The sequence below is a fragment of the Rosistilla ulvae genome, assembly GCF_007741475.1.
Taxonomy (GTDB): domain Bacteria; phylum Planctomycetota; class Planctomycetia; order Pirellulales; family Pirellulaceae; genus Rosistilla; species Rosistilla ulvae.
This window is the reverse complement of the sequence record NZ_CP036261.1, coordinates 1,103,391-1,127,087: the sequence shown is the minus strand read 5'-3', so window position 1 is coordinate 1,127,087 and position 23,697 is coordinate 1,103,391. Positions and strand designations below refer to the sequence as shown.

Here is a 23,697-nt window from a genome sequence, read left to right as displayed (position 1 = left end):
ACACAAAGTTTACATTGGCATCCTATGTTTCACCTAGCTTAACTATCGCCATGCGAATTCGCTGCACCAAGGCGAAACATTCACAACCGAATCAAAATCTAGAAAACAAAGGGGCGGGACTATGAAGTGGTTTCAACGCATTGGAATACGGTCAAAATTGCTGGGCATCGTCGCAGTCATGCTACTAGGACTGGGAGCTGTCTTTTTGTGGATCTTCAATTCGCGAGTCAAATCGACGGCACACAACGAGATGCTATCGCAAGCGAGTCGAATCGTCGACACCGCAGAATCGGTCCGATTGGGCATGGAGGACAAATGGAAGTCGGAGGTTTTCACACAAGAAATCCTGGCTGACTTCGCTTCCAAAGGTGAAACCGAGAAGGTTCTGGCAACCGTTCCCATCGTCACCGCTTGGACCGCAGTGATGCGACGCGCCCAAGAAGGGGGCTACGAATTCAAAACCCCCAAGTTCAATCCACGCAATCCCGCCAACGAACCCGATGCGGTCGAAAGCGAAGCCCTGAAACTGTTTGCGGCGGAACCCGACCGAAAGTCATATTCGGTCGTCGATAAGGAGAAGAACGCCGTCCGCTACTTTCGCCCGATCCGCCTGACCAGCGAATGCATGCTCTGCCACGGCGACCCCAAAACAAGTAAAGAACTGTGGAACAACGACGACGGGCTCGACCCCACCGGTTACCACATGGAGAATCTTGCCGTCGGCGATCTCCATGGTGCCTACGAAGTAACCCAGTCGCTGGACGCATCCAACTCGGCCGCGAAGGCTGCGGTCTTTAACGGCGCATTGGTCATCGCCGGTGCACTGGCAGTATGTTGCGTGATCCTTGCGTGGCTGTTGAACTACTCTCTGATCAAACCACTGCTGAAATGCACCGATGCCTTCGCGCGACTGGTTTCCGGCGACCTGCGAACCAAGCTGGACGTGACCAGCGAAGACGAGGTCGGCCGATTGCAAGCGGGAGTTAATGCGCTGACCGATCGAATGCGAGGAATGATTCTCAAGATGCAGCACACTTCCCAAGAACTGAACCAGGTTTCCGGTGGACTCAGCGAAACCGCGGTCCGCGTGGAAGGAGCCGCATCGAACACCAGCTTGCGCAGCAACACCGTGGCGGCTGCCGCCGAACAAATGAACGTCGCGATGCAAAGCATGGGGCAATCGCTGCGACAGGTTGGAACCAGCGTGCAAAGCGTCACATCCGCAACCTCACGGATCAGCGCCAACGCCGAAAGCGTTGCCAAGAACTCGAGCGAGGCGGTGACGATTACGAAGCAGGCCTCATCGCTGGCGGCCGACGGCAGCGAACGAATTCGCGAACTGGGCATCGCCACCGCAGGCGTTGGAAAGATCGTCGACCTGATCGAAGACATCGCCGGCCAGACGAACCTGTTAGCCCTCAACGCGACGATCGAATCGAGTCGAGCGGGAGAAGCGGGGCGTGGGTTTGCTGTCGTCGCTACCGAAGTCCAACAACTGGCCCGCCGCACTTCCGATGCGACGACTGGCATCCGCGACGAGATCGAATCGATTCAACGAATTGCAGAACGCGTCGTCGCTTCGATCAAATCGATCGAAGAGGTCTCGCAACTGGTCACCAACAAAGCGGACGAGATTTCGATGTCGGCCGCTGAACAGGAGCAGGCGATTCAAACGGTTGTGGGACAATTGAGCGAAATCGCCAACAACACCGAAGCGGTTTCCGCGGGTGTTGAACAAAGCGTTTCCGCCGCCCAAGAAGTGGCCGAAAAGATCGCCGAGGTCAGCACGATTGCGACCGAAACCAGCCGTGAAGTGAACGCGACCAAACAAGCCGGTGGAGAGATCCAACGGGTTGGCGGCGAGTTCAATCAACTGCTGACCGAATTCTCGGTCTAAAGCAAACGGCAACGCCTAGGCATCGCCCCCGATTTCGGGGTCGGTGCCTAGTGCTTTGTCAGGCTTTGATTTTGGGGTAGAGGGATTTTAGTTTTGTTCTCGCATCTTTGACTTGGAATTGCCAGTCAACGCCACGCTGTCTTCTGTTTGAGTGTGAGGACCACGCCTGTGTTTCCTTTCTCAGCGGCGCAATCGTCGCGAATCGACGACCGTTGATACACTGCCGCGTCATTGAACTGAGTTCGTTCTCAGCCGCGTTGAGCCAACTTCCATGCTTGGGTGTGTAACGGAACTCGATACGACGAACCAAGGCACGGGCTTTTTCTGGCTTAAAGGCCTCGTAGAAGGCGCCTTTGGTGTGGGTATTGAGATTGTCACATACCAGGATGATCTTCTTCGCCTTTTTGTAGCGTGTCGTCAGCAGTGCCTCCATTTCGATGGCCCAATCGACCTTGGTTCGCTTTGGACGCACGGTGACTTCTCTCCATCCGGCCAGCGGCTCGGTGAACATGAACACGCTGGCGGTTCCGCACCGTTCATACTCGTAATCGACGCGTCGAGCATGATTGCGGGTCGCCGGGATCGGCGTTCGCGTCTCTTTGTGAAGCTGGACCGGCTGTTCGTCCATGCACACCACGGGATAGTCCGAATCATACGGTTCTTCGTAGGTATCTAGGACTTCTTCCATGCACGCTACAAATTCGGAGTCGGCGTCGGGTGGAATCACCCAATACTGGATCTTGCGATTGGTCATGCCGTTTTTTTAAGCGTTTGGCGAACGGTTTCGTAGCTGATCGAGTCCACGATCCCCAGTTCTACCACGTGGTCTGCCAACAGACGCAGCGACCAACTCGCGAACCCTTTGGGAGGTTTCCCCAACCGCAAGGCGATCACTTTCGCTTCTTGCTTTCCGTCAAGCGTCTTCTCTCGCGGGGCGCTCAAACGCGGTTTCCCGTGCAGCGCCGTATCGAACCCTTCGGTCACCAAACGTTTGCGAAGATTCTCCACGGTCTGAATCCGACACGCCAAAGCTTCCGCGATTTTGGCGTCGGTCCAGCCAGGTCCTTCCGTGTCAGCTTTGAGAAGGCTCAGCGCCCGCCGTACCTTCTGCGAGGAGCCTTTCAGCTTCTTTACAATCGCCTTCAGTTCTTCCCGTTCTGTATCCGAAAGCCGAACGATATACTTCTTAATCATCGAATCCTCCGTGACTCGTGGGGCAATCGACCTACAAACTCCCGGATTCTTCCAATTTAGGAAACCCCAATTCCTAAGGCTGACAAAGCACTAGATTGATTCGCGAACATCGCAAAAAGTGCATAAACAAAACCGGGGCATTATCACGGGTACAGCGATCAATTCCGGGCAACTGTAGCAACCCTGGCATCTGCTGACGTATGAACAACTTTCACGCGTTTGCGGTATTGGTTCAACACGCGTCCTTGGGAATTACGCACCGCAACCTTGAGGGTTACGATGGAATGCATCGCCAGCTCGCAAACCGTAAAGTCCCCTAGTAGTTGCAAATTCCCAGGTTCTTCGAGAACGACGATCGAGTTGGCAATGAGTTGTTCTTCGAATTGACGGTGAATATCGCGGCCCATTTCGGTTTCGAACTGTCGATCGAAACTTCCCAGAAAGACGGCATCGTATCCCTCATCATTCAGAAACGACACAAGTTGTTGTGTCATCTTTGAAATCTCGCCGCCGAGCGTTTGAGCGCAACCCAGCTTGGGAAAGATCGCAACAACGAAGATGACAACCAGCATTTTTACGGCGTGACCCATCGGATAAATCCTCAGTTTGCGTTCACTACAAACAGAGAATACGACTCTTGGATCAATAGTGGACAGCCGATTGGCAACTTTCGTTCAGCGCGTCGGGACGTACGAACTCACATCCGTTCAGCGAGATGGCACGTCTCAGGGCCGGACGCCAATTTATTCCACTCGGACCAACGGCAGAATTAGATCTTGCAATTCGGCTGGAGTCGCAACAGGGCGCTGCTGAGCTCCCGTGATCTCCATAACGGTTTGCTTCACATACCCGATCAATTCATCGACAAAAACCTCGCCGTCAGAACGGCTTGCGTCAAGTGCACCATCGGCTTTCCCATCGAGCCCTTGCAGCACGCAATAAGAAAAGACACCGTGCTTCAAGGCCGGATACTCAAACGCAGCCGCCCCTCCCGTAGCCGCAGCAAAGACAAGATTCCCCGTGCTCTTCGCGCTCCGCACACTGCTCTTGGCATCGACCACCGAGCCGCTGTGACAGGTGTCGATCAGCCAGATCACCCGTCCCTGAAACCGCGAGATTCGCTCCAATTCATCCCACGGCAACCCTCTGCTGCGGATGTCCTGCGAATCACCCGTTTTCACCTGAGTCGTGACGTAATAAAAGCGTCCATCCTCCGTTGTTCCGTGTCCAGCAAGATAGACAAGGACAACATCGTCTTGAGTTCGATTTTGTATCAAGCGATCGATCGCCTCACGAACCGATTGCCGTGTGATCTCGTCGTCCTCCAATTGAATCACGTCCCCCAAGGTAAAACGCCCAAGCTTCTGCCGCTGCTTCTCCTGAAGGGACTTCACGAACCCCGACACGTCGTCGATCGGAAACTCCAGCTTGGCAAAGCCCGATCGATTGCCATCGGTACTGCTTAGCGCATAGGCCTCTGACGCCAAAGCAAGAACATGCAAACGGTAGGGATCGGACTTCGCCGGCTGCCCTCGATACTGGCGAATATCTTCAGCAAACAAGCTCCGCAATGCGCCATTGCGTTCGCTGGCAAAGACGCGAATCCGATTCAAATCCTCACGTGGCGACACCAACCAAGTGTAGGTGTGCGTTGCACCAGCCCTGGAAACGCGAACGGGTGCCCCCATCGATTGGCCACTGATTTCGCCGCGCACGTCAAAACCGTCAGAAGCCCCCTTCGGAAAGTCGATTTCAGCGACAATCTGTGTTTTGCCTCCAGCTTTCAGTTCGCTTCCAACCGCGGGAGCAACAATCCGGACTTTCGGAATCTGACTGGCAGTCAACCCGATGGACGACTGAGCGTCGATGCCCGCCAGTGCTCCTTGAATCGACGCATTCTGCAGAATCCTCTGGAGCACTGTGGGACGCTCAAACTCCTTTTGAAACGAACTGCCTTTAAGGATTCGCGGCGTCTTGTCCTGCCCTTGGTTGATCTGCCAACCAAACAGATCGCCTCCGTCGGCGGCGGAGGCATTGAAAAATCCACGGGGTGTCCAAATCGCCCATTCATCGCGATAGTCGACGACCACACTCACCAACGGCTCCCAAGCAGGCACGATCACAAACGCCTTTTTGACACCGCGGACGCTGGTGGCTTGGATTAGGTTCTGTTTGAGAACCGACACGGCGTTTAGAGTCGCAAGTGTCTGTTCGGCTCCGACACGTGAAAACACCGCATCGATAATCCGCTGCGAATCGTTGGCATCGTAACCCTGAATCCGGTCGATCACGTCGCCCACCTCTAAACCACGCGCCGCAGCGACGCCGTCAGGATGCAATTCGGCAACCCTGACTTTACCAGCCTGAATCCCAAACACCGCCCCCCAGTGCGACGCATTGGGAAACTCCGCTGGGCTCCAATCCAACCGACGAAGACTCCACAATTTCAGCGTCTGATCGTCGGAGGCTGATACCAATAAGTCGCCGCTGGTCGTGGCCACCAGATCCACTACTGAATCAGCGTGGTCGCGGAGATATCTCAGCAACCGCGGCGAGCCGCCATCCCTTGGCAGCGAATAGACAAAAACGCCGTTGGAATTACTGGTGCCAAGCGCAACGGCGATTGGATTCCCTTGTGCATCGGGAACAAGGCAGGCAGATTGCGCAGGCCCCTGATCGGTCGGATGCAACCGGATAGTTCCAGCCACAACATTATTCAATTTCAATAGGACAAGGCAGCCATCGGTAGCGTCGATGATTGGTTGCCAACCATGACTTCCAACCTCAATCGATGCCATCGGTTTTGCCAATGTCTGAACAGTCCCCGTTTCAAATTCCAATAACAATCGCTGTGGATCATTCACACGATTAAAAGTAACCCCCGAACCATCGGCCGCAATGGAGAGTTTTTCGAGTTCTCGATGTCTTCCCGAAACACGTGCTGGCGTACCGCCACTGAGCGGTTTCGCGAGCAGGTTCCCATCGTCGTCTCGCAAGCGAAACACAAGCGTCTCACCGCTGTCCTCGCTGTGAGTCGCTAATCGTTGCCCATCGGGACTGATGGCAACGGCACGAACACGCGAAACATTCGAAATTGTCACTTGGTCCAAGGCCTGCTGACGCCCGGCATCCCAAAGTTCCAACATGCCGGCACCTTTTCCCTGTGAATTTTCACTGGAAACGATGGCAAGCAAATCGTGCGGTCCCCATGCCGCATCCAGCACGATCGGCAACCGCGTCCTAAACTGGAACTCAACCCGGTCGTCAACCGCTCGACGAATCCGTACGTTCCCGTTCCAATCCGCGTGCATCCAACGCGTGCGGTCGTTGCTTACCGCTAACGCTCCGACTTGGGTTGATTGCGAATCGGAAACGGTGTTCTGCGCCTTGGTCTGCACATCGACTCGTTGCACAATACGTTGATCGCCACGTGGCCGAACGACCAAGACTTCGTCTTCGCTTAGAAACCGGACGATCTGTTGACGCGCATCATCGCCTCCCTCTTCGGCGAACAATTGCCTTCGCGTCCAGTTTTGTCGATTGCCAGCGGACGTCCAAACAATAACTTCGCCAGCCAAGTCGGAGGATATTAAACGGTTGCCTGAAGGCGAAAAATCAAGTGAAAGGACCGGTCGAGTGTGTCCTGCCAAGGCGACATTCTGTGCGCGAGCCGCAGGTGTGGGGAGCGATGCGATCACGCTACCGTCTCCTTCACGCATCAGGATAATGTCGCCAGGTTGCGCGCGAGCGCTATAGCCTGCGATCGCAAGCTCATCCCCCTTGGGAGCAACCGCCAGACAACGAATCACGCCACGAATTCCGCGGGCGATCTCCCAACGCAACGATTTGACGAAGGCAATTTTGTCGGTCGCTTCGGGCGACGATTTCGCATTGGCCCCCACATCCCAGACATGCACCGACTTATCAAAACCGCAGGCAATCAAACGTTGGGAATCGTTGGAAAAAATGAGCTGTTCGACGTTTTGGCGAGGACCTTGCCGATCGACAAAAAAACGGGGTCGGTCTTGCCCCTCCGCCGATCGGACAGGGCACAGATGGATCGTGAAGACCGCGATGGCTACAGCGAAAGGGAGCGATCGTAAAAACATAAGCAACGAGCAAGGTTGGGCAACTCGTGTGACGCGATCCGCATCACGCTCTGGCAATTCACAAAAAAACGGGATGTGAACACATCCCGCTTTTAACAACTTAAAACGTGAGCAACCGAAAAATCAACTCACTACTTTGCGACGGGCAGATCTTTGGGTTCGTCGCCTGGCTTTTCCTTGATGGGTTCGATCGCGACCCCATCTTTGGAACCAGGAATCTCCGGCATCGCTGCGGGAGCGGGAAACGCGCTTTCAGGAATGTCTTCAAGATTTTCCTTGCGATCCTTTTCGGCTAGCAACGAATACTGTGCCCCTTCAGTACCTTCCAAGTCGTAGCGCCCCCAATACTGCCGAGAAACGGGGTTGTAGTAATAAACGTAACGAGGTTGCGAAGGATAGGAGATGCAGTAGTGGTAACTGTAAGAACTCGCCGTGGTGACAGGCTTGTAGTAGTAGCGAGTGTAGTGATACGAACGCGCCGGTTGATACGACCAACTGCTGTAGTACTGCCGACCACCATACCGTGCTTCCGCTTCATGGATTGCGAATTGCGAAAGCATTCCAATCGCCACAACGGTAAGAGCGACATTTTTCAGGTGAGATAACATAAGAGATTCTCCAAGTCAAAGTCTTGCCATTTCAACAAATATCAATTGAGCAAAGAACGCCTCCGCCCACGCCGCAAAGCTCCACGTATCATTTCGACGCATGGAGCAAATCGTGCAGCACGTTATGGAGCAACGGTTACAGACCGAGCCCCTCTGGAAGATCATCTGGATTCGAGTATCGAATACTAACCGAAGCAAGTAACGTCTTTCCGAAGTGACGCCGCACCTCACCACTCTGTTGATCAATGACCGCTCCTTGAGTCGTTTGCAATTGGCCGCGGTCGTTTTTGGCCAACAGTTCGACCTTCGGTACCGGCGTATTGTGAGCCCAAGCGTGAAAGAACTGAACGGTCACGGTTCCGAGATCAAGCGGATCAGGCAGCTTGGCATCTTTTTCATCACTCGTAATCAAGAACTCAGCCAATTCGTGTGCGTTGAGATACCAGCCCTTGATCACCCCCGATTGCCCTGCGGCAATCACCCACGAACCGTTCGCTTTAAATCCTGGGTTCCCGGAGAAATAAAAACTATTGACTCCGTCGATCGATACTTTCGCAGCGATATCGTGATCGGAGTTGTTCGTGACCACGACCTGATACCTGTCGCCATCTTCCAAAGGGGCAAACGCAAAGCCCCCCTCATCGAGCACATCAACAGGCGTAAAGACCGACGAATCTCTAGGGCAACGACGCAGTTGAACAACAAAATCGCTACTGTCGCTGGCTTTGACCTTCGATTTGTCGTTGCCGTGATAACTGAAACCTGGCGTTTTGATCGCGTTGGAAACCTTTTTGGTCACGGCTTTTGAAACGCTGGTCAATAAAGTCGCTGCATCGGAGTCTTTGTCTTTCTCAGATCCGCTTGTCGCGTCCGCCTCATCCGATTCGCCATTTTGTTCGGCCACCAGATCCGCTGTCAGTCCAAAGATTCGGCTGAGATCTTCCAGTGATGTCACTTCCGCCAACTTGACCCGCTCGCGATAACCCGACATTTCGCGACCGTTTTCATCGACCAGAGTCGAGCGGATCGTCGCGATCGAAAAGCTCGATTGCGAATCGAGTGAAAAGCTGCCGCGGATTTTCATCCTGGCACCCAACTTCTTGATCTCCAAGTTATTGGCCAGCAGATTCTCTTTTAACTTCTGCTGGATTGCGCGCCCTGCGGTGCTTCCATCAGGGCCATCAAATTCACCAATCGCCACACTCGTCTTTTCCCGCGATTCCAAAAACACTGCGATATCATCGGACATGTTCTTGATAGCATCATCAAGCGATTGAGCCCGAACCGTACCGTCTGGCAATGCGGTGCATAGAAGCAAACCGGCAGCAAGCAATTTGAGAGTATGCATGATTTTGGTCCTTGAGTTCCTGTTACTTGCGGCGTCGTTCGCTCGCTGATGGATAAATGCGTGTTAGCGGTCCCAACCGGACAGCGAATTCCTGCAAACTGGTGTCGAGTTTCAGGTTCATTTAATTGTTAAACGGGCTGCCGATTCGCAACTCCGATGCTGCCTGTTGAAAGACGGAAACGGTAGCCTCCCTCGATTCCCATTCGGCGCGTTTAACTGTCCCCCCTTCGATCGCCAAGGGACCTAGCCCGAGCGAGAACAGGCCGCCGCTGAAGACTTGATTTTTCAGATCGGTGATCGATTCATAACCCAATTCTCGTGCCGCTGCTTCCAGATCCAAATTGCGATCATAAAGTCGCGCCACACGGCTGATCGGTTCTTCGAATTCCTCAATCGGGCGGTCCTTGTTCTTCCCTACTTGTAGATAGGGCCCGATCGCCGCCTTCAGCTTGCCCAAATATGCGACCTTGGAATCGTTAAGTGCAGCCAGCAGGTCGGCGGGGGTTGCATAGAGTTCCTGGACCTTACGTCTTGCTTCCGCACTCTCCAAAGCATTCCCACTGCGGACAAAGTCGTCGATTGGAATCATGCCGTGCCGATGGCAACTGATACAAGAAATCCCATTGACGATTTCGGGCGTACCCGCCACGTTTTTCGAATCCCAAACGATGTCGATCGGGCCACGGTCGATCCGTTCCCCTTTGGCATCCACAAGCATGTAGGCATGCAGCCCGTTGGGGAGATTCCAAATAATTTCGCCCCCGGCGTGTTCAAAGGCCACCGAATCGAACGGGTTCCCTTCAAATTTAGGGCCAAGTGGAAAGCGAGCGAGATTGCTGCGGGGGCTATTGCGTTGAAAGTCGTAGCTGAGCCAAAAGGTTCCATTTTGCGACGAATGGTATTCAATCAATCGGTTTTGGGCAGACACTCCACTCTGGAACAATCCAGCGCGTCGCGATATGCCTAGCTTAAAACTCTGCTGAACGTCCACGTTAACGCGTTTCAACAACTCCTGTTCGGTAGCCGGAATATCTGCCAACTTGTGATACAGCGGTGGCCGTGTAGCATGCGTCACAAACCAATCGGCGCGAAAATGGGTTACCCCATCAAAGCCATCGGCACCGAATAGCTCTTCGATTTTTTCGTATTGCTCCAATCCATCGACGGTACCCGGCTTTAGACCGTAGGGATACAGCTCCAGCAGCTCATCCCACACCCCAAACTCTTGCCAACCGTAATCCCGCAGATCAATACAAAACACGGTATCCGAATCATTGATCGAGCGTGGCAACGCGATCGCGGATTGCCGACTCATACTATTTAATGCCTTGGATAAAGCAGCTTTGTAAATCTGCAAATCTTCGTCGGGAACCTTCCGGTTATTGTGGATATGGGTCAGCGAAAAATACCGCTGAAACTTACGTTCTTGACGGCGGACCTGAAACAAATCGCTCGAGATGGCTTGCAACACCTCGTATTCACTAACAAACGAACGCTCAGTCGATAGCGTCCATTCGGCTCCCGTTTCAATCCATTGTTTGATCGTCGCCTTGTCTTCGTCCGAGAGCGGTTCTTCGGGGGGCATATGATCATCGACAATCGCTCGCCATAACCGCGATGCGTCGGGAGCCCCAGGCGTGACGTAAGGATCCTCGTCGGGATCCGTCACAGGTTTCGCGACCAGGACATCGCGATCCAATACATTCAGGCGGTCATGCTTAAACTCTACACCATGGCAACGATGACAGTTTTCTTTAAGCAGCTTGTACGCTTGATCACCAGCATCACCACTAGAAACACTCTGCGACGCCAACAACACACAGAGCACATCTACACATATAAGCAAGTTCACTTTGTTCATTAAGGAGTCCCATCAGAAGCTTGAATGGAGTGTTTTTCTTGGTTGATGCCGAAGCCGGTACCACAAAGGACATCCAATGATTAAAGAAAAGCGATTTCGTTAGGAATGAAGCGAAAACGCTAAGCAACACTCCACGACGCCTCCAAGTCGCTCCCCCACCCTAATGTGATGATACCGCGACCAATCAGGTGTTCAAGTCGTTTGTAGGTGTTTTTGCGTAGAACACAGCTTTTGCACAACACACAAACACAGCAAAACTACACATATACAAACGCCCCTTTTAGCGTGTCGTCCTTACCGGTTAGCACTGTTGCGCCTCCTCGCCCCAGCAGCATTTCTTCGTTTTCCCTCAAAACGCGGAACACCCCCTCTTCCAGACATCACTGCCTACCGAATTACCCACTTGAACGACCCGAGATTGCGTGCTGATCTCAACGAACCCTGGATACCCACTGGCCTGGAGAAGGATTCCTCCAATATGAATACAAAACGAAAACATTTAGCGAGCCTGATCGCAACCCTTGCTATCGGAGCCGCAACCAATGCCACAGTTTTGGCACAGGACAACTGCCCATGTCCGCCAATCAACTGCCCCCCCAATACGATCATCTCAGACGGTATAACAACCCTACCGACGACACCGTTCCCGTCAGCGAATGACGAAGAAGGCTCTTCGGTGGTATCCCCACAACCCGACGTCGATTCCGCTCCACAATCGTTTGCCAACGACGTGGCGACGCCCAGCTCCCGTATCGCTTCGACCGGCTTCAGCGCCGCTCCTGCGGCATCCGCAGCGAGCGCGGGCGGCGGCGGGCTTGACACCCCCAACATGCTTGGCGACCTCTTTTTGTCAACGCACAGCTCCGGCGGTTCTCTCATCGCGAATCCATCACAGCGGGTTGCTGGTGGCGACGCGCGTTTTAAGGTAAGCGACGGTATCTCACCTGTCCCAACCGATCGTGTCTTCTTTAACTACCGACACTTCGAGAACGCCTTGGCGACAGAGGGCAACAAGGATATTTCGGTCGACCGTTTCCTGTTTGGCCTGGAAAAAACCTTTTTGGATAAACAAGCTTCGCTGGAGTTGCGAGTTCCGTTTGCCCACGGTCTCGACTCCAACAATCCGACAGGCAACCAAACAGGGACAGAATTTGGCAACATCACGTTGACATCGAAGTTCCTGCTTGCACAAAACGGTGGCGATGCGCTGACTGCTGGTCTCGCCATCGTGTTGCCGACTGGCAGCAACTACACCGAAGGCGATGACACTGCTTATAATACGGCGGTACATTTGCTACCGTACTTGGGAATCCGTAAATTCTTGACTGAGGATATCTTCACCCTCGGATACGCTGCCCTCGACTTTGATCTCAATGGTACTGAAGTCTACGATGCCGGTGATTACGCCGATACGGTTCAGGACCAAAACCTACTGTACCTAGACTGGCAACTTGGTGCGTTCTTGTACACAAACGACAGCGGAAATTTGCGTTCGGTCGCTTCGCTGTTCGAGCTTCACTACACCAAGACGATCACTGATGTAGATCCAGCAATGGGCTCGGCATTTGGCAATCACATCGATCTGTTGAACCTGACCGCTGGTCTGTCGTTTGGACTGTGCAACCATCTAACAACCAACGTCTTCGCGGGCGTTCCCTTGCGTCGCGAACAAACCTCCGACGGCCTTTCGGCGACCTTTGATACCGAAGTTGGCTTCCAGGTTATCCTGACCCCATAGACGGCTTCGATCCCCAACGAATCCGTCGACACCGCCTGCCCCGCAGGCGGTGTTTTCGTTATGTCACCACATCGACCCTACAGGTCTCCAGCAAAGCGACCCTGCCCCGCACGAAGTGGCCCAAAAAATCGCCATCGAAACGAGCCGTGCCGTGAACACCATCAAACACTCCGGCGAAAAAATCCCCACGAGGCCTCAATGACGGAGCAAGGGTTCTTGCAGTTGGCGGAGCGTTACCAGGGCAGTGACCTGACCGGCAGCATCGATCAGTTCGGCGATGTCGGAATGTTTGTCGTAAAGCTCGAACAAGACTTGCAGGTTGTTCGCCTCTTGCTTTACGCGGACCACCGGACGAATCCGGTTGACCAACGGCAGTTCTGCCGACGCCAGATCGGCATATCGCACGTATCCGGTCGTCCGACGTGTTTTGGGATCCTCGACAAGGATCAACGGATGTCCCTGTCGACGCGCCGCGGTGATCGCTTCGTCGGGCGTGGCGGTGCTTGGAATCCGTGCCAATCGATCCGGCGGCACGGCAAACGCCTTGGCCCGACGCTCCCCCACCTGCCACATATTCTGAGCCGTTCGCTGCTGACTGGGCTTTAGCAAACCGATGGTATGCCCATGCCGAAGCATCTGCTGCAACTCGCCGCGCGCCATGCTCTGCCGCGACTGGAACGGTGCCGGACCGCTGAAAGCGCTCAACAGATTATTCAACAGCACCAGCAGGCCGGTGATCGGCAGGAACAGGATCGTCGTCAAGACCAACAGCGGACCGCTGAAGCCCAACATCCGATAGGGCGCATTAAAGAACAGGTATTTTGGCAACAGTTCGCCAAACACGAACACAATCGGCGTCACCATCACCGTCCCAAACAACTCCGCAGCCGATTGGTTGTTGCTGATCACCAGCGAGATCGCCATCACGACGGCGAAACTGGTCAAATAGTTTGCGATGTTATTACCGACCAAAACCGTCGCGACGAAGACGGTCGGATGGTTGGCAAGCCACAGCAGCACCTTGGAGACAAGCCGGCCGGAAATCGCATCCAACACCAACCGCACCCGAGGAACTCGGTACAGACCGGTTTCGCTGCCACTGAAAAAGGCGCTCAGGCTGATACCGAAGGCGAACAACAACAGGAAGAATATCATGCGCCCGATTCCCCCGCTTTATTTTGTGTCACCTCGATCTCAACCTTCCCCTTTTCCGACTCCTCGACCACCTCTAACCGATGATCGTTCCAATCGCAGAGATCCCCCAGTCGCGGAATCCGCCGGGTGAGCGTTTGGATCAATCCAGCCACGGTTACGTTCCTTCCCGTCGGCGGCTCGACGTTCAACAAAATCGCCAACTCCCGTGCGCTCATCGATCCATCGATCCGCAGCGGAAATGCGACCTCGGGGGGACTGTCGGACGAACTGTCATCGGAACTGACGGGAAGATCGGGCTGCGTCACCATCGATTCCAAAACGTCATCGATCGAGATCACCCCGATGATTTCGCCATATTCGTTCACCACCGCGGCGATGTCGCGGTTTTCACGACACAATTCGTCGAAGACGTTGGCGACGTTGGTCGACCAAGGCACGATCAACGGCGCCTCCATCGCCCCCGCCAGATCGTCCATTTGGCTCGGTCGCAGCCAGCGGACCGCGATCGCGCCGCTGATCTCATCCTCGCTGCCATCGCCAATAAACAGGTAGCCCCCCTCGTCGATAGCCGTCTGCAAGGCTTCGCTGGAGAGTGGAAACTGATGGATTTGATATTCGCTGCGCGGCCGCATCCATTCATCGACGCGGACATCCGCCAACGATACCAAACGCCGCAACAACAATCGCTCGCGATCGGCAAACGCAGCATCCGGAGCGCTCAAGCGGATCGCGCGATCGATGTCTTCGATCTCCAACTCCCGCTCCGGCTGAAAAGCGGGCCAGATGATTCGCTGAGCTACTCGGTTGGCAAACTTCAGCAGCGGAAGGCCCGGGCTGACGATGCGGATGGAAATCGCCAAAGGACGGGCGACCCAAACCGCAAAAGTTGTCGGGTTCTTGACCGCCAGACTCTTGGGAAGCATCTCGCTGAAAAAGATGATCATCAGCAAGCTGAACAGCGTAAAACCGACGGCAAAGCTCGCTTCGCCAATCGATTCGAGACGCTTTCCGGCGATCGAAACGATCCCGAAATAGGCCATGTTGATGATCAAGTTCCAAAACAACACCGCCGAAAGCAGCCGCTCGGGATCCAGCAACAAGCTTTCGACCCGAGCGCCGGCAACCTTTTGCGACTTCAACCGACGACGGTCCTGCGGCTGCAATGAAAACAGCGCTGCTTCACTTCCGCTGAAAAATGCGGAAGACAGAATCAGCAGCAACATCGCCGGAAGCCAAGGAAGAATCTCTTCCGCCGCAGTCACTCACCCTCCTCCGTCGTCGAATGCGAACGTCCCATCGCGACATCAAAATCGCTGAGCGCGGGGATCAACATCGCAAGCGTCGCAAATCCATAACCGACGCTGACGGCAACTAACACCCATAATTGGCCGCGCTGCAACAGAAAGGTCGTGATCGCATAAAACGTTGCAAACGGCAAACCAAACGATGCCAACGAGATCGCGGGCGATGGATTGCGACGCCCCAGCGAGGCCAGCAGTCCCGCACCACCACCGAGAATGATCGCCAAGAAAGGAGCAAGCTGCAACTGAAACGCCCCACGAAAGCTGACCATGATGACCATGCAGATCGCGATCCCCAAACACAAAAAGAAGACCGTCCCCAGACTGGTCAACAAAGCGGTGCGGCTGTTCGCATAGTTCAGCCCACAGTGAATCCCCAACACGATCACAAACAGATACAACACCGCAGTGGCCAGCACGGTAAAGACCAGATTCTGCCCCGTCAGCCCGCCGGCGTACCATACGTACCCGATCAACAACAGCGGCAGAACCAGCATCTCTTTGGCGACAAATAAAACGCCAAGAATCTTGCCAAACAAAAATTCCTTGGGCTCTAAATCGGTCGCCAGCAACAAATCCAATGCCAACCCATCCCGCTCACTCGTGATCGCATTGACCGCCAGCGCGTTGACGATCGCTAAACTGATGACTCCGATCGCAGCCAATGGCAGCGTCGCCGGCGGCAACTCGCTGAAGGCTAATTCGCCCGCCAAGACCTGGGCAAGCGCCGCCGCGGCCAACCCGACCAACAACAGGTAGGCGAACCGGATGACGAGCACTTTGCGACCGTAAGCCCATGTGCAGACCTCGCGCCACAAAATCGGGTTGTTCCAGACCGCTCTGGCTTCGCGGACTTTCCAAGTGCTGGCCGACTGGGATTCTTTTTCGTCCACCCCATCTTCCGTCGCTTCATTGGCGTGCAGACGGACTTCTCGCGACGGGTTCCAGACGCGAATCTTCAGCACCCCCAACGAAGTGACCGCAGCGCTGATCGCCAACGTGAAAACGCCAAACCCAAGCGTCACCGGTATCGCTGTCGGCCGCAAACTGATCGGTGCAATCGCCGACTGCATCGCCTGCACCGGGCTGGCATACGCGGGCAACCAATCGGGCACGATCGGAAGAGTGCCCGACGCAGCGACTTCCCAAGCCGCCACCCAGAGGGCGATCGCAAGCAGCGTAACGGCAATCGTTTGAAAAGTTTTTTCTCGCCACAACGCAACGACGACGCCGATCGATGCCGCCAATAGCGCCGTCGCACAAGTGACTCCGTAAGCCCCGGCAAACTGCGACAGCGAAACGCCCCCTAAACAAACGAGCGCCAAAAACAGCGGAACTGCGGCAGCCAGCGACTGGACGACAGGAATCAAGCTGGCCGTTAATTTACCGACCACCAATTCGTAGCCGGTCAAACGGGACAACAGCAGCAGGATCAAAGTCCGCCGATCTTTCTCTTGGGCGATATTGCTGGCCGCCCCGATCGCGGCTTGAAAAGTCACGATAATCAACTGCAACGGGACCAGCAGCGCGAACATCCAACCGCCGAAACGGGCCGAATCGCCTGCGGTCTGCAAGGGACGATTCCCCGCTAAAACCAGGTATCCGGTCGAAAGCAGCAGAAAAAAACCGAGAACGTAAAGGCTGCGAGCCAGATACGTTTTCGTTCTCTTGGGAGCCAAGATGGCTTCACGATTGAAGACCGGACCAAACATTGACGACGTGTACCGAAGGAGGGTAACGAGCCAGCGAGCCCACGGATGAGGGATCTATAAGCCGCAAGTTATCAAATTCCCTACGATCGTCACAGTCCTTGGTTCACTCATATCCGAAGTGACGGTGAAGAAGTAAGCCGCGATTATTTCGCACAATCATAGTTATTCTGGGCCACCTCCGAAATCAAGCCTAGACTTTGTTTAGGAGACCTGTCCGCAGCCATCAGTCGCCTTCAGCTCACAGAATTTGCCATGAACAGAGCCAAAATGATCTCAAAAATTGTCGCCTTCCACAGGGACGAAGACGGCCCAACGACCGTGGAATACGCGATCATGCTGGCCATGATCCTGGGGGTCTGCATCCTTTCCGTGCAGGCGCTTTCGGACAAAACTCGCGACAGCTTCGACCAATCGGCCGCCGCGATCGACGCAGCGTTGTAATTTACCTTCTCACCGCTGACTTCAATCTTCGGCCGTCAGCAACCGCGGCTCCGTTGCCAATTGGTTCAACATCCCCTGCAGCCGCTGAGCCAGTTCGACCATCAACGGATCTTCCTGCTGGCGAGGTGCGCGTTCGGCAGGCACCTCGATCGCTTCCCCGACGTCGACGATCGCCTTCAACGGCCCCGGCCACGATGTTTCGCCGAAAACCGCTTCCTCCACGTTTTCAAGCGTCTCCAAAACGCGGGTTACAGTAACCGGGGCTTCATTTAAATACCCGACCGGAAACGAAGCCAATTGCTGCGCCAATTCGAGCGCCCGCAGGTCGTTGCGAATCTCCGCCTTGCGATCCTCCTCGGTCGCCGGATTGACCAACTGTGGAAACATCTGCAACCGCATCGCTTTGACACGGTTGAGCACCGAACCGAGATCGGTGGCTTCGACCGCCTGCGTCTTCCACTTGCTTTCGACCTGTTCCAACAGCGCTTGGGTCAAATGCTCCTGACGTTGGATCACATTCCCCGTTTGCGGGCTGCCCAAATACTGCACCTCTTTGAGTGCCAACAGCCCATCGGCAACGCGAGTGATCCGCTTCCGCAGCGGTTGGTCGCGATTGGGCTCCCAAGTCAGCCGCTGCTCGATCGCCGTTAACGAACGATCGGCCCATTCATAGATATCGCCTTGGAAGACGTACTTGATCGCAATCGGATGCACCACGACTCGCCCCTGACCATGCTTCTGGCGCCGTCGAGCGGCCGTGCGAGCGATCAACGAAGCGCCGTCGAGCAACGGCTGCAATAGATCGTTCGCCCGAAACGTGGCCCCTTCGGCAAACAGAACTAACGGCCGTTTGGCTTGCGTCAGTATCTCGATCGCGGTTTCAATCGACTGCTTGTCGAGCCCCTCGCGAAAGACACTAAAGGCTCCCATTTTCTGAATCGCAAACGCGTTGAATTTGCCCATGTTAAACAGATGCCAACTGGCCATCGCAAACACATGCCTGTTGGTCCGCTTGGCCAACCAGCCCAACACTAAGGGATCAGCGTAACGGGAGTGGTTCGGGGCCAGCATGATCCCGTCGCCGCGGCGCAGCGATTCCTCCAAGCGTTCGACATTCCGCAATTCATAATCGACGACGCCATCGGTGTTTCGCAGACGGCGTTCGTAAAGCTTGAATTTCTGAATCATCGACGGCCACCAGTCGCCTCGATGGGGCGGGACAAAACGATAGGGCTTTTCAACGATCACGGAAACCATGGAAAACTTTCTCGAAGACAAAGAGTGACGGCGGGCCCGATGCGGATCTTCATCGGGGCAAGCAAAGCGGCCGACAGACCGGTGGTGCTTTTAAAGATAGTTAAAATGACATCCAGCGGGAGAGCCCGCAAACCGGTTAAGTTTCGGATTCCTGCGATCGTTCGCCGAAGAATCTTGGAATTCCCCTTTTCCAGACAAGCGTTCCGATTGAACGCGGGATAGGGGAGCGGACCGATCTTCAACCATCCCACGATCGTGGGGATACCGCCGGGAATTGAATTCAGACGTGAAGCTCGATCGAACTCGGAAGCGCGCCGTTGCCACTGGGGGCGGGAGCCAGCAGGCGAGCGGCCAAAAAGCCGACAACGATTCCGCCAACGACCAACAACACGGCCAACACCTTGCGAATTCGATCTTTCTTTTGCCGGCTGCCGGCCAAGCCCGGATGCGATTCCCCCACGGAGTGCGCCATCGCGATGGAGGATGTTTTCGGAGCAGCTTTGGCCGCTGCAGTCCCCGGCTCGGGAACCGCTTTGCGTTTCTTGGGCTGGCTCGCCGCGACCGCAGCCGCTCTTGCCGATGGCGATGCTCCCGGACGCAAACTGGAACCATACCCCGACTCTCGCTGAAGATCGATCGAACTGCCCGCGATCGAACTGCCCGACGACCGCCCTCGCGATCCACGACTGCCCGTCGGTTTGATCAACCGGCCACTGTCCGATGGCGACAGGCCGCTAAAGCCAGCCCCCGATCCGCCAGCATGGGTGTCGCCTTGTTTGTTGCTGAGTGTGTCATCGGACGTTCCAATCCCGATGTCCGAACCGCGGGCAAAATCGGATCCCGCCAGATCGATGTCCGACCCCGAACCGATCCCCGAATCAAAACCGCCCCCGCCGGCGCGAGCCGCCGACAACTGTTTGGTACGCGTCAACCAAGCCTCCAAGACCTCGGCAACCGCCGCGGCATCCTTGTAGCGATACTTGGCTTCCTTCTGGATCATCTTGGTGCAGATGCCATCGAGTTCGCCGGGACAATCGGGGCGCGTCTTGCGGATCTCCTCGGGCATCTCGGTCTGGTGCTTGATGATCCGCTGCGCCAACGTGCCGTCATTAAATGGCGGGCGTCCGGTCAACAGAAAATAGAACGTACAACCAAGTCCATAGATATCGACCCGGTGGTCGACTTTGTGACTGTCCAAGGCCTGTTCGGGAGCCAGATAGTCGGCGGTTCCCAAAACGTTTTCGTTATTGGCGACCGTCAGCGAATGATCGTCTTCGGATTCCAGCAGCGCCAGGCCCATATCCAGCAGCTTGACGGTCCCCTCTTTATTGACAAGCAGGTTCGCCGGTTTGACGTCGCGGTGGATCAAACCGCGTTCATGCGCGTGCTGCAGGCCGCGGGCGGCTTGAGCGATGTAGTTGGCGGCTTTGACAAACGAAAGCGGTCCCTTCCGTTTGACCATCTGCTGCAGATCGTCCCCCGAAACGTATTCCATCACGATGTAGTGCAGATCGCCGTCGTTATCGATATCGTAAGCGCGAACGACATTTTCGTGATTCAGCGACGCGATCGCCTTGGCTTCCAATTGAAAGCGGGCCAGATACGAAGCATCGTCGACCCGTTTCTTCGGCAGCACCTTGATCGCCCGCAGATCGTTCATCCGCGTGTGCTCGGCCAGATAGACGCTGCTCATCCCACCGCTGCCGATGTGCCCCAACAGCTTGAACTTGCCGAGAAAGAATCCCTTGTATTTGCCGGTCAGCAGTTTTTCGATCTGCCAGGCCGTCAGCCGTCCCTCGACAAGAAACCTTTCGGCGATCACCATCGCGTCGTTGGGGATCTTACCGCCGGCAGCTTTTTGCACATGCCGCAGCGTCTGTTTGAACGCACCTTCCTCGACGAGCTGGCTCTTGCGAACGACCTCGATGAACGCTTGGGCGGTTATCGACTTTGAACCCTTGCCGCTGTCAGTCATGCGTGTTGCTTGCGTCCGAGCTGAAGCGATCCGTTCACCAATCCGTTGTGAACACGATCGCTAAATTCTGAAATGGCACGGTGTCAACGACTCGTCCTTGACATACAGTGTTTCTAAAAGTGGCAGAAACCCTGGCCTTCAAAAAACCATGTTATACCACGAACGGCATAAAGTCGCACGTTTCCGCTCCAAGTGCCAGCGATCCACCACCATTACCACCTAAATGGTGAGGATCCGCATTAAGACCGGACGGGCCCCGGGAAGTTTCCCAAAGCCACGCGCCCCTCTAAATTCCGACAAGCCAGTAGAATATCGATGCGCACCCTTGGAATGTTCACCAAATATTGGCAGCCTGGCCAAGTTAAAACACGTTTGGCACGCAATTTAGACGCCAGTCGGGCCGCTAGCATCTATCAAATTTGTGTTGAACATCTCGCCGAAAATTTGGCAGATTGCGGCGATCGGCGGACATTTATCGTCAGCCCCGACGACCGCGCGACAGATCCTTGCTTCGCGCGGTTCGCCAACTGGACCGCCAAACCACAGGGCAGCGGCGACTTGGGCGAGCGGATGATGCGCTACTTTGCCTCCGCCGATTCAGCCGATGATCGCATGCTGGTGATCGGTGGCGATTGCCCCACCGTCACGCCCGACCGCATCGTCCAAGCCTTTGACGCCTTGGAAAATTCTCGCGTCGCGATCGGTCCCTCCGGCGATGGCGGCTACTACTTGCTAGGCATCCGCGGACCGTGGCACAATTCCCTGCGAACGTTGTTCGACGAGATGCCCTGGGGAACCGAAGGGGTGATGGCGCGAACCCGATCGGCGCTGGACGCTCTTGAAATCGAGCCCTACCTGCTTCCACCAGATCGCGACGTCGACACCAAGACCGATCTCGACGACCTGCTTCGCCGCCTGCCCAGCGATCCAGCCAGCGACAACTTGCGAGCGGCGATCGAGCGTGTACTGAACACCCCAACCACAGAAAGTTGAATCGTTGCAAAAGCCAGATTGTATCGTTGTCGGCGGAGGCGTCATCGGGCTGAGCCTGGCCTGGGTCTTGGCCAAAGCAGGCCAACGGATCCAAGTTATCGACCGCCAACAGACCGGCCGCGGCACGTCGTGGGCCGGTGTCGGCATCTTGCCACCGGCCAATCCTCAAACCGCTTTGGACCCGATCGAACGTCTGCGCGCACTCAGCCACCAACTGCATCCGCAATGGGCTGCCGAACTGCTCGAACAGACAGGCATCGACAGCGGCTACCGTTTGTGTGGCGGAATCTATCTGGCGATGTCGCGAGGCGAACAAGCGGCGTTGCTCGGACAAGCCGACTACTGGAGCGAATACGAGATCGATGCGATCCCGCTGACTCCTGCGGCGCTCGTCGAACTCGAACCCGCCCTGGCAGACCTATCCCAATCCGATCGCCTTCAATCCGCCTGGTCTCTGCCCGGCGAAGCGGCCATCCGCAGCCCCGATCATTTGGCAGCACTCCGCGCCGCCTGCCTGCAACAGAATGTGACGATCACCGAATCGTGCGAACTAACTGGCTTCCGAACTCAAGCCGACCGCATCGAAGCCTTGCAGACCACGGCGGGTGAATTGACCGCCGGCCAATACTGCCTGACGACGGGAGCCTGGAGCCAGATGCTGCTGGAACAATTGTCGGTCCCCAGCGGTCTGCTGCCGGTCCGCGGCCAAGTCCTCTTATATAAGTTGCCGCATCAGATCCTCAACCGGATCGTGAACGAGGGGAATCGCTACCTTGTACCTCGCTTGGATGGGCACATCCTGGTCGGATCGAATGAAGAGGAGGTTGGTTTTGACCAGAGCACGACTCCCGAAGTGCTCGACTCGCTGCGAGAATGGGCCGAAGGGATGCTGCCGCTGTTGGCCCAGCAACCGATCGTGCGATCGTGGAGCGGATTGCGGCCGGGTTCGTTCGACGGATTCCCCTACATCGGCAAACTGCCCAACCTTTCCAACGCCTTTGTCGCCGCCGGCCATTATCGCTCGGGCCTGCATCTTTCGTGCGCCACCGCGACCGAACTAGCCAACCTGATGCTAGGCCGCCCGACACAAGTCGACCTCACCCCCTTCACCCCCGGCCGCGGCTAACCCCGCCCCGGGCGTTGAGGCTTTTGCCGCCTAAGCGGCATGTGGCACACCGATTACAACTCGCTGCGGATTCTTTCCAACATATCGCTCGTGCCGTGATCGTCAGTCCAACGCGAGATGTAACGCCAATCAAGCGTCTCACCTTGAATCGCCAACACGTCGCTCACATCCGACAAATCTTGCCGGCGCCCCCAACGTAGCTTCTGCACAACGACATCTTCCGCCGTCGGCAACCAAACTACTCCAGCCAGAAGTGATGACTGAACCGCAACACGTCTTTGAAACCGTGATTGATCGAAAGGATCTTGACTGAGTTGAAAAAGCTCAATCGTGAAATCACGCGGCAAATAGTACAGGACGCGACGGGTCGTCCCAGTAATCAATTCAAATTCAGTTTGCGAATCCAGTCGAAAGTCGCTACCGAGTTCCTGTTGCAGGGAGTCCATAGCATTGCCCCCAAACTCCAACACAAAATCGGCATCAGCAGTCGCACGCGGTATACCGTAGACGTTGCTGGAATACGAACCGACCAGCATGTAGGGCAATGCAATCCGATTCAGCAGAGCTACGACCAACGCAACGGCCCGATTCCCATCGTCCTGAGTCACGACCGTTCGTCCTGCATCTCGACACCGCCAGAACGATACAACCTCTTAGCATCTCGTTCGCGGACAACTTTCCAACGACGCTTCATTTCATCGCGAACCTGGTCGGTGGTCCAATCAGGGTGGAGCCCGGCAATCAAATCCGCCACGAGTTCACATTGTTGAGCGTACAGCTGAGCACCAGCAGCCAACCGCTCGTCCAAGGTCATTCGCCTGGCCCGTTCGATCTTTGTCTGTCGCACAGCGTGTTGCATTGCGTTTTGTGTCATGCCGCTATTGTCGCATTTCCCAACGGGCTTTCAAGCGGCGGTCCCGGCTCCGGGCGTCGAGGCTTTTGCCGCCGATCGCCGAATGCTCCGCGCTCGGCTACACTCACC

General features: G+C 55.5%; 17 protein-coding genes. 5 read left to right on the top strand and 12 right to left on the bottom strand.

What is annotated here, in order from left to right; genetic code table 11:
• The first annotated feature begins 121 nt into the window (after positions 1–121).
• On the top strand, positions 122–1,897 hold the full coding sequence (locus EC9_RS04110) for a methyl-accepting chemotaxis protein (protein WP_145342607.1): 1,776 nt from the start codon (positions 122–124) through the stop codon (positions 1,895–1,897).
• Positions 1,898–1,955: 58 nt separating this feature from the next.
• On the opposite strand, the gene EC9_RS04105 is transcribed toward EC9_RS04110, so the two are convergent.
• From EC9_RS04105 to EC9_RS04080, 6 genes are all read right to left on the bottom strand, one after another.
• Positions 1,956–3,088, bottom strand: a protein-coding gene (locus EC9_RS04105; RefSeq protein ID WP_145348994.1) for an IS630 family transposase whose coding sequence is annotated in 2 segments (ribosomal slippage) — positions 1,956–2,653 and positions 2,653–3,088 — 1,134 coding nt in all. Because the reading frame shifts where the segments join, the coding sequence is not laid out codon by codon here.
• A 161-nt stretch (positions 3,089–3,249) separates the two neighbouring features.
• The gene (locus tag EC9_RS04100) at positions 3,250–3,681 is read right to left on the bottom strand and encodes a hypothetical protein (protein ID WP_145342605.1); all 432 of its coding nucleotides are present in this window, start codon (positions 3,679–3,681) and stop codon (positions 3,250–3,252) included.
• A 153-nt stretch (positions 3,682–3,834) separates the two neighbouring features.
• On the bottom strand, positions 3,835–7,200 hold the full coding sequence (locus tag EC9_RS04095; protein ID WP_246105951.1) for a caspase family protein: 3,366 nt from the start codon (positions 7,198–7,200) through the stop codon (positions 3,835–3,837).
• Positions 7,201–7,331: 131 nt separating this feature from the next.
• Positions 7,332–7,808: a hypothetical protein gene (locus EC9_RS04090; RefSeq protein WP_145342601.1), complete on the bottom strand. Its 477-nt coding sequence runs from the start codon at positions 7,806–7,808 to the stop codon at positions 7,332–7,334.
• Positions 7,809–7,944: 136 nt separating this feature from the next.
• The gene (locus EC9_RS04085) at positions 7,945–9,156 is read right to left on the bottom strand and encodes a hypothetical protein (RefSeq protein WP_145342599.1); all 1,212 of its coding nucleotides are present in this window, start codon (positions 9,154–9,156) and stop codon (positions 7,945–7,947) included.
• Positions 9,157–9,277: 121 nt separating this feature from the next.
• Positions 9,278–11,008: a c-type cytochrome domain-containing protein gene (locus EC9_RS04080; RefSeq protein WP_246105950.1), complete on the bottom strand. Its 1,731-nt coding sequence runs from the start codon at positions 11,006–11,008 to the stop codon at positions 9,278–9,280.
• Positions 11,009–11,420: 412 nt separating this feature from the next.
• Between EC9_RS04080 and EC9_RS04075 the strand changes: the two genes are divergently transcribed.
• Positions 11,421–12,755 (top strand): transporter family protein, encoded by a 1,335-nt coding sequence (locus tag EC9_RS04075; RefSeq protein ID WP_145342595.1) that lies wholly within the window; start codon positions 11,421–11,423, stop codon positions 12,753–12,755.
• A gap of 195 nt (positions 12,756–12,950) precedes the next feature.
• Here EC9_RS04075 and EC9_RS04070 read toward each other — a convergent pair whose 3' ends face one another.
• From EC9_RS04070 to EC9_RS04060, 3 genes are read right to left on the bottom strand one after another with little or no spacing between them, the layout of a single operon-like run.
• Positions 12,951–13,910 (bottom strand): CNNM domain-containing protein, encoded by a 960-nt coding sequence (locus EC9_RS04070; RefSeq protein ID WP_145342593.1) that lies wholly within the window; start codon positions 13,908–13,910, stop codon positions 12,951–12,953.
• A complete protein-coding gene (locus EC9_RS04065) occupies positions 13,907–15,133 on the bottom strand; it encodes a CNNM domain-containing protein (RefSeq protein WP_145342591.1) in 1,227 nt (408 codons plus the stop codon). Before EC9_RS04065 ends, EC9_RS04070 begins: the two co-directional genes overlap by 4 nt.
• Before the next feature lie 35 nt (positions 15,134–15,168).
• Complete coding sequence (locus tag EC9_RS04060; protein WP_145342588.1) at positions 15,169–16,923, bottom strand: hypothetical protein; 1,755 nt, start codon at positions 16,921–16,923, stop codon at positions 15,169–15,171.
• 252 nt (positions 16,924–17,175) lie between these two features.
• Between EC9_RS04060 and EC9_RS04055 the strand changes: the two genes are divergently transcribed.
• Positions 17,176–17,364: a Flp family type IVb pilin gene (locus EC9_RS04055; RefSeq protein WP_246105949.1), complete on the top strand. Its 189-nt coding sequence runs from the start codon at positions 17,176–17,178 to the stop codon at positions 17,362–17,364.
• A gap of 21 nt (positions 17,365–17,385) precedes the next feature.
• Here EC9_RS04055 and EC9_RS04050 read toward each other — a convergent pair whose 3' ends face one another.
• The gene (locus EC9_RS04050; RefSeq protein ID WP_218934576.1) at positions 17,386–18,552 is read right to left on the bottom strand and encodes a 1-acyl-sn-glycerol-3-phosphate acyltransferase; all 1,167 of its coding nucleotides are present in this window, start codon (positions 18,550–18,552) and stop codon (positions 17,386–17,388) included.
• A 349-nt stretch (positions 18,553–18,901) separates the two neighbouring features.
• Positions 18,902–20,596, bottom strand: a complete 1,695-nt coding sequence (locus EC9_RS04045) for a serine/threonine protein kinase (RefSeq protein ID WP_145342585.1) — start codon at positions 20,594–20,596, stop codon at positions 18,902–18,904.
• Positions 20,597–20,911: 315 nt separating this feature from the next.
• Between EC9_RS04045 and EC9_RS04040 the strand changes: the two genes are divergently transcribed.
• Both EC9_RS04040 and thiO read left to right on the top strand, forming a co-directional pair.
• Positions 20,912–21,589: a TIGR04282 family arsenosugar biosynthesis glycosyltransferase gene (locus EC9_RS04040; RefSeq protein ID WP_145342583.1), complete on the top strand. Its 678-nt coding sequence runs from the start codon at positions 20,912–20,914 to the stop codon at positions 21,587–21,589.
• A 4-nt stretch (positions 21,590–21,593) separates the two neighbouring features.
• Positions 21,594–22,715: a glycine oxidase ThiO gene (gene thiO, locus EC9_RS04035; protein WP_145342581.1), complete on the top strand. Its 1,122-nt coding sequence runs from the start codon at positions 21,594–21,596 to the stop codon at positions 22,713–22,715.
• Positions 22,716–22,768: 53 nt separating this feature from the next.
• Here thiO and EC9_RS04030 read toward each other — a convergent pair whose 3' ends face one another.
• The gene (locus tag EC9_RS04030; protein ID WP_145118048.1) at positions 22,769–23,260 is read right to left on the bottom strand and encodes a hypothetical protein; all 492 of its coding nucleotides are present in this window, start codon (positions 23,258–23,260) and stop codon (positions 22,769–22,771) included.
• Between the last annotated feature and the right edge of the window lie 437 nt (positions 23,261–23,697).